We start from the raw sequence: 12,063 nt of genomic DNA, 5'->3' as shown, positions 1-12,063 counted from the left end.
GGCTCTCCTCCGCTGACACCCGCTCTCCGACAGGGCGCGTCTGGGTGCCGACCGGCCATACAGCGCGTATGCACGGCGTATGCACGCGATCTGCACGCCTGGCACACCCCGCGAATGGCCCGGGTCCGGGGACCGCTCAGTGCAGCGTGAACTCGCCCACCTGGTTCTGCCACTCGCCCGAGGACAGCAGCTTGCGGTGCGTGAAGCGCACGGAATGCAGCGGCCCTTCGATCTCGCGTTGCCAGAACTCGACGAACTTGAACAGCGCCGGATGATCCGGCGCCAGGTCATAGTCCTGCCAGACGAAGCTGTTGAGAACGCTCGTATAATCCGGCATGCGATAGAAAATCTCGGCCGTGGTCAGCCCATAGCCCTTGAGCATCAGTTCGGTTTCTGTCGTCATCTCGATCACCTACAAAAAACAGTGCCTGTAAGACTCATGATTGCCGGAAAAAATTAAATTTCAACAAAAACAGTATGTTGGCACTTGCCCCCGGTGGCTGCCAAGCGATCTGGGCGCCAGCCATTGCACCTTATATGCGGGTTCTGATAAGGTTCCTCCACAAGATGTAGTCGATGCACAACAAATAGGCAGAGCACGTGAGCGACACGCCGGAACCCCCTGAAAATACGGACGAAACCCCGCCACAGCGCCCCAGCTACAGCGGTCCGACCGTGTCCATCGAATCCGAAATGCGCACGTCCTACCTGGATTACGCCATGTCGGTCATCGTCAGCCGCGCGATCCCCGATCTGCGCGACGGGCTAAAACCGGTGCACCGCCGCATCCTCTATGCCATGCACGAAACCGGCAACACGCACGACAAGCCCTACCGCAAATCCGCCCGCCCGGTCGGCGATGTCATGGGTAAGTACCACCCCCACGGCGACAGCGCGATCTACGACGCGCTGGTCCGCATGGCGCAGGATTTCTCGATGTCCCTGCCGCTGCTCGACGGTCAGGGCAACTTCGGCTCGATGGACGGCGACAACCCTGCGGCGATGCGCTACACCGAGGTGCGCATGGACAAGCCCGCGGCCTACCTGCTGGCGGACATCGACAAGGAAACCGTTGATTTTCAAGACAATTACGACGGCAAGGACCGGGAGCCCACGGTCCTTCCGGCGCGTTTTCCGAACATGCTGGTCAACGGCGCGGGCGGCATCGCCGTCGGCATGGCGACCAACATTCCGCCGCACAATCTCGGCGAAGTGATCGACGCCACCCTCGCTTTGATCGAGGATCCGGATCTCTCCAGCGAGCAGTTGATCGAATACATCCCCGGCCCCGATTTCCCGACCGGTGGCATCATGCTGGGCCGTTCGGGCGCGCGGAAGGCCTATCTCGAAGGGCGCGGTAGCGTCATCATCCGTGCCAAGACCCGGGTCGAGGAAATCCGCAAGGACCGGTTTGCCATCGTCGTCGACGAAATCCCCTACCAGGTCAACAAGTCCGCGATGATCGAGAAGATCGCCGAAGCCGTGCGCGAGAAGCGCATCGAAGGCGTCGCCCACGTTCAGGACGAAAGCGACCGCAACGGCGTGCGCGTGGTGATCGAACTCAAGCGCGACGCAACTGCCGAGGTGGTATTGAACCAGCTGTTCCGTTTCTCGCCGATGCAGACCTATTTCGGCTGCAACATGCTGGCGTTGAACGGCGGACGGCCCGAACAACTGACCCTGCGCCGCTTCCTGACCTCGTTCATCGACTTCCGCGAGGACGTGGTCGCACGGCGCACGGCGCATCTGCTGCGCAAGGCGCGCGAACGCAGCCACGTGCTCTGCGGCCTTGCCGTCGCCGTGACAAACATCGACGAGATCGTCGCCACGATCCGCTCCTCGGCCGATGCGGCCGAGGCCCGCGAACGGCTGATGACCCGGCGCTGGCCCGCAGAAGCGATCCTCGAATACATCCGTCTGATCGACGATCCCACCCATACCGCCAACGAGGACGGCACCTACAACCTGTCCGAAACCCAGGCCCGCGCGATCCTCGAACTGCGTCTGCAGCGCCTGACCCAGATCGGCGTCAAGGAAGTCACCGACGAACTGGAAGAACTGGCCGGCAAGATCAAGGAATACCTCGAGATTCTTGGTAGCCGCGAGCGGATCATGGGGATCATCGCCGACGAGTTGCGCGAGGTACGCGAGCTGTTCGCCGTGGACCGTCGCACCGAGATCGTCGACTGGTCCGGCGACATGCAAGACGAGGACCTGATCGAGCGCGAGGACATGGTCGTGACCGTGACCTCGGGTGGTTACATCAAGCGCACTCCGCTCGCCGACTTCCGCAGCCAGCGGCGCGGCGGCAAGGGTCTTGCGGGCATGCAGACCAAGGAAGAGGACGTGGTGACCACGCTCTTCGTGGCCAACACGCACACCCAGCTTCTGTTCTTCACGACCGACGGCATGGTCTACAAGCTCAAGACCTGGCGGCTGCCGCAGGGCGGGCGCACCTCCAAGGGAAAGGCGATCGTCAACATCCTGCCGATCCCGACCGGCGTGTCGATCGCCGCGATCATGCCTGTCGACGTGCCCGACGACGAATGGGAGAACCTCCAGGTCATCTTCGCCACCAGCGCCGGCGACGTGCGGCGCAACCGCCTGTCCGATTTCACCAACGTGCGGCGCAATGGCAAGATCGCGATGAAGCTGCCCGAAGGGGTCGAACTGGTCAACGCGCGGATCTGTTCGGAAGACGACGACGTGATGCTGGTCACGAACCTCGGCCGGGCGATCCGTTTCCGCACGACCGACGTCCGCGTCTTCAATTCGCGCGAATCCACCGGGGTGCGCGGCATCCGGCTGGGCGACGGCGCACGGGTGGTCTCGATGTCGGTCATTCGCCACTACGAGGCCACGCCCGAGGACCGCGCCGCATACCTCAAGATGCGCCGCGCTGTCGCCGGCCTGACGGACGAGGACAACGGCGAGGACGAAGAAGTCGCGGCCAGCGACAATTTCGGCCCAGAGAAATACGCCGCCATGTCCGCGGCCGAGAACCTGATCCTGACGATCACCGCCGGGGGGTCGGGCAAGCTGAGCTCGAGCCACGACTACCCGGTCCGCGGCCGCGGCGGCCAGGGCGTCGCGGCGATGGACAAGGCGATGCGCGGCGGCGAACTGGTCGCCTCGTTCCCCGTGGAACTCGATGACCAGATCATGTTGGCCACCTCCAAGGGGCAATCGATCCGCGTGCCGGTCGATGGCATATCCTTCCGTTCGCGCAGCGCCGGCGGGGTCAAGGTGTTCGACACCGCCAAGGGAGAAGAAGTCGTCAGCGTCGCCTGGATCGCCGATCAGGGCAATGACGCCGGTGAAGAGGACGCATCGGACGTTTGACGCCACCCGTCCCCGCCGCCGAGAATCGTGCGAGAGTGAACAGAACCTGCGCAGTTTTGGGTGTTTCCCATTACTGCGCACATGACATGTTGTGCTCCAATGATTTGGTCAACGGAGTGCAACCATGTCCCTCAACTCTTTCGTTCTTCTCCTCGCACGCGTCCTGCTGGGCGCGATCTTCGTCGTCGCCGGGTTCGGCAAGCTCGGCGATGTTCAGGGCTTTGCCGGCTACATGGCCTCGGGCGGTGTCCCGGCCTTCCTCGCCTGGCCCGTCGTCCTGGCCGAGATCATTGGCGGCCTGCTGCTGATCGTCGGCTGGCAGACCCGCTTCGCAGCTCTCGGCCTCGCAGCCTTCTGCGTCGCATCCGCAGTGCTCTATCACTATGTGCCGGGCGATCAGATGCAGATGAACATGTTCCTGAAAAACCTCGCCATGGCCGGCGGTTATCTCGCACTCTTCGTGCAGGGTGCCGGGGCGCTTTCGCTTGACGCGCGGATGGCAGGGGGCAGGACCGCCCACGCCTGATGCCGGAACCGGAACTGAAACGCAGGGCTCCGGCCCTGCGTTTGCCGTTCAAAGATCGTAGAGTGCCGTGAATTTCGTTTCGAGGTAGCGCAACAGCGGCTCCTCGCTCGGCACCGCGCCACTGGCCTTCTCGATCAGCTGGCGGGGTTCGTAAAGCCCGCCGAACTGCTGAACATGGTCCCGCAGCCAGGCAGTGGCAGTCGATGTATCGCCCTCGGCCAGCCGCGCATCGAGATCGGGCAACGCCGCGCGCATCGCCTCGTGCAGGCAACCGGCATAGACGTTGCCCAGTGCATAGGTCGGGAAATACCCGAACAGGCCGACGGACCAGTGCACATCCTGCAACAGCCCGTTCGAAGGCGTGTCGACCACATATCCGAAATCCGCCGCGAAACGGTCGTTCCAGGCCGTTTCCAGGTCGCGCACCTGAAGATCGCCAGACATCAGCGCGCGTTCCAGGTCAAAGCGCAGCATGATGTGCAGATTGTACTGCACCTCGTCCGCCTCGGTGCGGATATAGCCCTTGTGTACCCGGTTCACCGCGGCATGGAACGCTTCCGCGTCCTCTGGACCCAACGCGCCGAAAGCGTCCTTCATCCGCCCGAACAGCCAGCCGGTGAAGGCGCGGCTGCGGCCGATCTGGTTTTCGTAGATCCGGCTCTGGCTTTCGTGCACGCCCATCGACACGCCCTGCCCCAGCGCGCTGAGCGCGAAATCGGGCCTGATCGCCTGCTCATAGGCGGCATGACCGACCTCGTGGATCGTGGAATAAATACAGTTGAACGGGTCGGTCGGGCTGGTCCGCGTGGTGATGCGCACATCCGCCCCGCTGCCCGAACTGAACGGATGCACCGCCTTGTCGAGCCGCCCCCGCGCCATGTCATAGCCAAAGGCTTGCGCCAGCGTCACGGCCAGCTGCATCTGGACCGCCTCGTCGAACTGCCCCGACAGTCCCTTCGGTGCGGGCTTGGCGAGAATCGCGCTCCGCAAGGCCACGAGACGCGGGCGCATCGCATCGAACATCGCCCCGATCTGCTCCGCCGATGCCCCGGGTTCATAATCCTGGAGCATCGCGTCATAGACGTCACCGCCCGCGGCCAGCGCCGCCCCCTCTTCGCGCTTCAGCGCGACGACGTCCTCGAGCACCGGCAGAAAAGCCGCCACGTCTTCGCCCGCCCGTGCCGCCGCCCAGATCCCCTGCGCTTCGGAGGTGACCTGCGCAAGACGGCGGGCAAGATCGCCGGGCACCTTGGTCGCACGATCATACGCGCGGCGGATCTCGCGCAGATGGGCCGCGCCGACCTCGTCGGGCGCCCGCGCGTCCGCAAGCCATTCGCCGACCTCGGGAGCGGAGCGCCGCGCATGCAGCACCGCCTCGATCGCCGCCATCTCGACGCCGCGTTGCGCGGCCGCGCCGCGCGGCATCATGGTTTCCTGGTCCCAGCCCAGCCGCCCGGCGATCTGCGCAAGTGCGGCAGTGTCGCGCTGATAGGCGATCAATCGATCAAAAGCCGTCATGCCGAACGCCCCCGCAGAGATGTGGCGATCGGATAGGCCGACAGGAAACGCGCCCGCAGGATCAGCACCCAGAGCACCACCGCCAGCAATTGATGCAGGATCGCCACCTGCCAGGGCGCTGCATAGAGAACGGTCACGATGCCCAGCACGATCTGCAAGGCCAACACGGCCATCGTGGCGTTGAAGGCGAAGCGTGTCGCCTCGTGCGCGCTGCGCCGCCCCTTCAGCCACACGACGATACCGAAACCCAGCAACAGATAGCCCGTGACGCGATGGATGAACTGCACCAGACCCGGGTTCTCGAAGAGGTTCCGCCATGCCGGCTCCAGCAGCATCGGGTTGGGGGGGATCACCTGTCCGCCCATCAATGGCCAATCCGTATAGCTGCGCCCGGCGTCGATCCCCGCGACGAGCGCCCCGATCAGGATCTGCAGAAAGGCGAAATGCAGAAGGCCCGTGGACAGCCCGAACAGGCGCGTTTCCTTGGCGCGTCGGGCCTGCAACAGCTCGCGCTCGGGCCGCCCCAGCAGGAAGACATACCAGGCCAGCACTCCCAGGATGGCGAAGGCAAGTCCCAGGTGAACCGCCAGGCGATAGCTGGCCACATCCGTCGCCCCCTCGCCCTGCGTCACGCCCGATGACACCATCCACCAGCCGATCGCTCCCTGCACGCCTCCGAGCGCACCGACAAGGAACAACCGCCCGGTCCACCCCGGCGGTATGTTGCGCGCGACGGCGAAGCCGAGGAAACCGACCGCCCAGACCAACCCGATCACCCGGCCCAACTGTCGATGGCCCCATTCCCACCAGTAGATCACCTTGAAGTCGTCAAGCTCCATCCACTGGTTCTGGATGCGAAACTCGTCGATCTGCTTGTACTTGTCGAACTCCGCTTGCCAGTCCGCCGCATTCATCGGCGGCACGGCCCCGGTGATCGGGCGCCATTCAGTGATCGACAGACCGCTGTCGGTCAGCCGCGTCAGCCCGCCCACGGCGATCATCACGACGACCAGTGCGAACAGGATCATCAACCAGAGCCGGACACCGCGCCTGGCGCCGCCCCGTCCCTGGTCGATCGTCCCCGTGCGCGGGGTCACTGTGCGGGCCCCGGGCTCCGCCACCTCTTCGAAAATGTTGCGTTTCTGGCTCATCCCGGCCTCGTTGTCGCGAATTTCGGCAGAGCCTAGGGCGGTCCACCCCGGGCGTCCAGCCGGATCACCCGCCACGCTCTTTCCAGCGGACCATCTGCCGCAGGATTCCGTGCAGCATCCGGACATCGGCGCGCGTCATCGGCATCCGGGACCAGAGGTTTCGCAGGTGGACCTTCATGCTCTCGGCCTTGCTGTCGGGAAAGAAGAAACCCGCTTCCTCCAGCCGCTCCTCGTAGTGACGGGCCAGCGCCTCGACCTCCGCGCCGGTGGCGACGTCGGGAACCGTCCGGGCCGGCGTCGGTGCCGCAGTCCGCTGGCGCTGCCACTCGTATCCCGCAAGCAACACACATTGCGCCAGGTTCAGCGACGGAAACGCCGGGTTCACCGGGACCGAGATGATCGCGTTCGCGCGGGCGATGTCCTCGTTCTCCAGCCCCGCCCGTTCGGGCCCGAACAGAATCGCGACTTTCTCGCCCGACGCGATCTTGTCCGCCGCCAACCGCATCGCCTCCTCGGGGTCAAAGACCGGTTTGGTCAGGTCCCGCTGACGTGCGGTCGTCGCGAAGACGAAGGCACTGTCCCCGATCGCCTCGGGCAGATCGGCGCAGAGCTGCGCCTCGTCCAGCAGCCGCCCGGCACCGCTGGCCATCGCATCCGCCTTCGGGTTGGGCCAGCCGTCGCGGGGCGCCACGATCCGCATCCGGTCCAGACCGAAATTCCACATCGCCCGCGCCGCGGCGCCGATATTCTCACCCATCTGCGGGCGCACAAGGACGATGGCGGGCTGCGGCTCTTCGCTCGGCATGTCTGTCTCCGTGAAAACCGTCCCCCGCTTAAGGTTCCCCAACGCCGAGGGTCAAGTGATCGCGGCTTCATCTTCGCAAAAATACTCCCGCCGGAGGCATGGACGTTTTCATCTCCCGCGGCTTGGGATACACCACGGCGAAACAGATCAGGACCGCCCGATGACCAGCCCCGAGACACCGCAGATCTACCTCATCACCCCCGCTGCGTTCGATCCCGAGCCCTTCTCCGAACAGCTCGCGCGGGTGCTCGACAGCCATGCCATCGCCTGCCTCCGCTTGTCGCTCGCCACCCGCGACGAAGACCAGATCGGTCGCGCCGCCGATACGCTGCGTGAAATCGCGCATGCCCGCGACGTGGCACTGGTGATCGACGATCACGTGCTGCAGGCCGAACGCCTGGGTCTTGACGGGGTCCACCTGACGGACGCCGGAAAATCGGTCCGCGCAGCGCGCAAGCATCTGGGGCCGGATGCGATCGTCGGCAGCTTCTGCGGCGCATCGCGCCATGACGGGCTGACCGCCGGCGAAGCCGGGGCCGACTACATCAGCTTCGGCCCGGTCGCCCAGAGCGGTCTCGGCGACGGGACGATCGCAGAAACGGACCTGTTTCAATGGTGGTCCGAGGTGATCGAGATCCCGGTCGTCGCCGAGGGCGGGCTGTCCCCCGACGTGGTGCGCACCCTCGCCCCCTGCACGGACTTTTTCGGGATCGGCGATGAAATCTGGAGCGCCGACGCCCCGGCCTCCGCGCTGGCCAACCTGATCGCCGCCATGGGCTGAGGCCCTCGGATCAGAGATTTCACGACCTGGAAGACGTCTGATCTGTCGGGGCGCGCCCGAAAGCGAAACGCGCCTCACACGGTATCGCATCGATCACGTCGGAGGCCCGTCGGTTCCAGTGACTGTGGGCAATGGCCACTTGCACGAAGCGGTCGTGGGGCAAGTCTCTGGAGATAACCGGGTCGCGGTACGGGAAAGCCTCAGCGCGACGCTGACCGTTCATGTGCCCTGACCCGCCGCGCCACTCCCCTTGCGCGCCGGGCGGAATGGGGTCACAAGCCTTGCCATGACACGAACCGCCCACACAGGGATCATCTGTATCGGCAGCGTCCTCTGGGACGTGATCGGACGGTCCGCAAGCCACATGCGGCAAGGCTCCGACGTGCCGGGCCGCATCACCCGGCTGCCCGGCGGGGTCGCGATGAACATCGCCATGACACTGGTGCGCTTCGGTCTGACGCCAACGCTGTTGAGCACGATCGGACGCGATCCCGAAGGCGACGAACTGACCGAGGCCTGCGCCCGCCTGGGAATGATCACGGACCATGTCTACCGCTCCGACGATCTGCCGACCGACCGTTACATGGCGGTCGAGGCGGCGAACGGCCTGATCGCGGCCATCGCGGACGCCCATTCACTGGAAGCGGCCGGCGACAAGATCCTGCGGCCGCTGCTGCACGGCCCACTCGGCACCGCGACGCGCCGCTTTGACGGGCTGATCGCGCTGGACGGCAACCTCACGCGCAGTTTGCTGGAACGGATCGCACGCGATGCCGCCTTCGCCGACGCCGATCTGAGGGTCGCGCCCGCCTCTCCCGGCAAGGCCGAACGACTGCTGCCCTTCATCACCCACCGCCGCGCCACGCTCTACGTCAACCTCGAGGAAGCCGGACTGCTGTGCCAGACGGAGTTCGCCTCGTCGCAGGAGGCTGCACGGGGCTTGATCGCGCGCGGCGCCGCGCGCGTGCTGGTGACCGACGGCGAACGCACCGCGACCGAGGCAGACCCGACCGGCGCAATCGGCCTGACACCGCCCGAAGTACTGGTCACCCGCGTCACCGGCGCTGGCGACACCTTCATGGCCGCACATATCGCCGCCGAAGCCGAAGGCCAGGACCGGGAAGCGGCCCTGGCCAGCGCGCTTCACGCCGCCGCCATCTACGTATCCGGAGACACCCCACTGTGATCGACCTTAGCCTGTCCAAAGAAGTCCGCGCCGCCAAGGCGGCCAAGTCACCCATCGTCGCGCTGGAAAGCACGATCATCACCCACGGGATGCCTTATCCCAGGAATGTCGAGGTCGCGCGCCAGGTCGAAGCCGACATTCGCGAGACCGGCGCCACGCCCGCCACGATGGCGGTGCTGGAGGGGCGTCTGCATGTCGGTCTCGAACCCGAGCAACTCACCGCCCTCGCGCAGGCCAATCAGGTCGCCAAGCTGTCGCGCGCGGACCTCGCCGCCTGTCTCGCGACCGGCGGCACCGGCGCCACGACGGTCGCGGCGACAATGATCGCGGCCCATCACGCGCAGATCCCGGTCTTCGCCACCGGCGGAATCGGCGGCGTGCACCAGGGTGCAGAATCGAGCTTCGATATCTCCGCCGATCTTCAGGAACTCGCCCAGACCCCCGTCACCGTCGTCGCCGCAGGGGCCAAGGCCATTCTCGACATCGCCAAGACGCTGGAAGTGCTGGAAACGCTCGGCGTACCGGTCATCGCCTACGGTCAGGACGCGTTTCCGGCCTTCTGGTCGGCCCGGTCCGGGCACAAGGCGCCGCTGCGCATGGACGAGCCCGCCGCGATCGCACGGGCGCATCTTGTGCGCCGCGCGCTCGGCGTACCCGGTGGCCAACTCGTCGCCAACCCGATTCCGACCGACGCCGAGATTCCGGTCGAGACACTGTCGCCGATCATCGCATCGGCCCAGGCCGATGCCGCGCGCCACCGCATCACCGGAAAGGACGTCACCCCCTTCCTGCTGCAGCGAATCTATGAACAGACAGACGGGCACTCCCTGACCGCCAACATCGCCTTGGTGCGCAACAACGCGCGACTGGCGGCGCGGATTGCACAAGCAATGACAAACACGGCGGGCTGACGGAGGTTTAGGATACGGTTGCCATTGTAGGCAGGCGGACAAGTGCCTAATTTGCCTTCGAAACCGATGGACTGCCGATGACAACCCCCTTTGACGACGATCCCTCTTCCCGCAGGCCCAGCCTGTTCGCCCGCCTGCGGTCGTCCTTCCTGACCGGACTGGTGGTGATCGCGCCCGTCGGCCTGACCATCTGGCTGATCTGGACGGTGATCGGCTGGATCGACGGTTTCGTTCTGCCACTGGTGCCCCAGACCATCCGCCCCGAACATTACATCGGCATCAACCTGCGCGGCGTCGGCGTGATCATCTTCCTCGTGTTCACCATCTTCGTCGGCTGGATCGCCAAGGGACTGATCGGCCGCTCACTGATCCGCTGGGGGGAAAGCCTGGTCGACAGGATGCCGGTCGTCCGGTCGATCTATTCGGGCATCAAGCAGATTTCCGAAACCGTCTTTGCGCAATCCGAACGCTCCTTCGAAACCGCCTGCCTGATCGAATATCCGCGCAAGGGCATCTGGGCGATCGGGTTCATCTCGACCACTGCCAAGGGCGAGGTCGCCAAGCGGGTCGAAACCACGGGACAGTTGATGAGCGTCTTCCTGCCGACCACGCCGAACCCGACCTCGGGGTTCCTGCTCTTCCTGCCAAAGGAAGACGTGATCGAACTGGACATGTCCGTCGAGGAGGCGGCGAAACTCGTGATCTCGGCAGGCCTCGTCTATCCCAACAGCAAGGATGATCCACTGCCTCTCGAGATCCGGGACCGGATCAAGACCGGCACTTAACCGTAGGTTTCTGCCAAGTCGACGGTGCCGACCCGGTTCAGGTCGTTCTTGTGCGCGGCGAGAAACGCGTCGGCCGCCTCCTGTCCCGCGGTTTTCAGCCGGTCGAGAACGAACCCGTTCGGCATCAACTTGGTCGCGACCGACAGATCGTTCATCAGGGCGTCGTCGGCAATCATGTGCACGAGCACCCGCGATTTCCGGTCCGTGGTCAGCGTGCCGTCCTCCAGAAGCCGCTGAACGAAGGAAATCGCGCGCAACTCGCGCAGCAGCGACGAGTTGAAGCTGATCTCGTTGATCCTGTTCTGAATCTGATGAGGCGTGACCGGAACGCCCTCCCGCTCCAGCGGATTGATGTTGACGATGACGATATCGTCCGGCAGGTGGCGCGCGAACAGCGGAAACAGCGCCGGGTTGCCGGTATAGCCGCCATCCCAATACGCCTCGCGTCGCCCGGTCTCGGGATCGTCGATCTCGACCGCCTGGAACAGTGTCGGCAGGCAGGCCGACGCCAGGATCGATTGGGTGGTGATCTCATGCCCCGAGAAGATCTTGATCTTGCCGGACCTGACCCGCGTGGCACAGATGAACAGGTCCGGCCCGGCATCCGCGCAGACCTTGTCGTAGTCGAACGCCTCGACGATCCGCTCCAGCGGATTGCGATAGAACGGGCCATAGCTGTAGGGCGAGATCACCCGCGACCAGAGATCGGCGAAGGCGAAAGCCGGGGAATACTCGATGGCGCGGGCCATGCGGCCCGGATCCAGCCCGCGCATCCAGTCCAGCAACCGCACGTCGCTTTGCGAGCCGACCCGCGACCACAGCCAGTCGAGATTGGCGCGCGCGCCTTCGCGCCCGCCGCTGATCATACCCGCCTTCAGCGCCGCGCCGTTCAACGCACCGGCCGAAGTGCCCGAGATTCCGGCGATCTCGATCTCCTCGTCCTGCAACAACCTGTCGAGCACCCCCCAGGTAAAGGCGCCATGCGCGCCACCGCCCTGCAGGGCCAGGTTGATCCGCTTGGGTCCAGGCACGTCACGCTCCTTCATCTTCGTTGAAAT

Annotated in this window: 11 protein-coding genes; 6 read left to right on the top strand and 5 right to left on the bottom strand. The window is 65.1% G+C overall.

From position 1 onward, the window contains the following. Positions 1-136 precede the first annotated feature (136 nt). Positions 137-403, bottom strand: coding sequence for an usg protein (locus tag JF290_RS08650; protein WP_199024458.1), 267 nt, complete (start codon positions 401-403; stop codon positions 137-139). Positions 404-600: 197 nt separating this feature from the next. Between JF290_RS08650 and gyrA the strand changes: the two genes are divergently transcribed. Beyond that, positions 601-3,342 carry a DNA gyrase subunit A gene (gene gyrA / locus JF290_RS08645; protein WP_199024457.1) on the top strand — a complete coding sequence of 914 codons (2,742 nt, stop codon included), beginning with the start codon at positions 601-603 and terminating at the stop codon, positions 3,340-3,342. Between the two features lie 124 nt (positions 3,343-3,466). Beyond that, positions 3,467-3,868, top strand: coding sequence for a DoxX family protein (locus tag JF290_RS08640; protein ID WP_199024456.1), 402 nt, complete (start codon positions 3,467-3,469; stop codon positions 3,866-3,868). 48 nt (positions 3,869-3,916) lie between these two features. Here JF290_RS08640 and JF290_RS08635 read toward each other — a convergent pair whose 3' ends face one another. The 3 genes from JF290_RS08635 to JF290_RS08625 form a co-directional block, all read right to left on the bottom strand. Next, positions 3,917-5,386: a carboxypeptidase M32 gene (locus tag JF290_RS08635; RefSeq protein WP_199024455.1), complete on the bottom strand. Its 1,470-nt coding sequence runs from the start codon at positions 5,384-5,386 to the stop codon at positions 3,917-3,919. After that, positions 5,383-6,537, bottom strand: a complete 1,155-nt coding sequence (ctaA, locus tag JF290_RS08630) for a heme A synthase (RefSeq protein WP_199024454.1) — start codon at positions 6,535-6,537, stop codon at positions 5,383-5,385. The genes JF290_RS08635 and ctaA overlap by 4 nt, the downstream gene beginning before the upstream one ends. 64 nt (positions 6,538-6,601) lie before the next feature. Next, complete coding sequence (locus JF290_RS08625) at positions 6,602-7,342, bottom strand: RNA methyltransferase (RefSeq protein ID WP_199024453.1); 741 nt, start codon at positions 7,340-7,342, stop codon at positions 6,602-6,604. Positions 7,343-7,502: 160 nt separating this feature from the next. Here JF290_RS08625 and JF290_RS08620 point away from each other — a divergent pair, with 160 nt between their 5' ends. The 4 genes from JF290_RS08620 (at position 7,503) to JF290_RS08605 (ending at position 11,005) form a co-directional block, all read left to right on the top strand. Next, entirely contained in the window at positions 7,503-8,123 is a 621-nt protein-coding gene (locus JF290_RS08620; protein ID WP_199024452.1) for a thiamine phosphate synthase, read from the top strand. A gap of 286 nt (positions 8,124-8,409) precedes the next feature. After that, on the top strand, positions 8,410-9,309 hold the full coding sequence (locus JF290_RS08615) for a PfkB family carbohydrate kinase (protein WP_199024451.1): 900 nt from the start codon (positions 8,410-8,412) through the stop codon (positions 9,307-9,309). Further along, positions 9,306-10,220, top strand: coding sequence for a pseudouridine-5'-phosphate glycosidase (locus tag JF290_RS08610; protein WP_199024450.1), 915 nt, complete (start codon positions 9,306-9,308; stop codon positions 10,218-10,220). Before JF290_RS08615 ends, JF290_RS08610 begins: the two co-directional genes overlap by 4 nt. Positions 10,221-10,297: 77 nt before the next feature. Continuing rightward, complete coding sequence (locus JF290_RS08605) at positions 10,298-11,005, top strand: DUF502 domain-containing protein (RefSeq protein ID WP_199024449.1); 708 nt, start codon at positions 10,298-10,300, stop codon at positions 11,003-11,005. Here JF290_RS08605 and JF290_RS08600 read toward each other — a convergent pair. Next, a complete protein-coding gene (locus JF290_RS08600) occupies positions 11,002-12,036 on the bottom strand; it encodes a patatin-like phospholipase family protein (protein ID WP_328701222.1) in 1,035 nt (344 codons plus the stop codon). The two genes, JF290_RS08605 and JF290_RS08600, sit on opposite strands and share 4 nt — an antisense overlap. Positions 12,037-12,063 lie beyond the last annotated feature (27 nt).

The organism is Sedimentitalea arenosa (genome assembly GCF_016428585.1).
GTDB lineage: Bacteria > Pseudomonadota > Alphaproteobacteria > Rhodobacterales > Rhodobacteraceae > Sedimentitalea > Sedimentitalea arenosa.
This window is presented reverse-complemented; position numbering and strand designations above follow the sequence as displayed.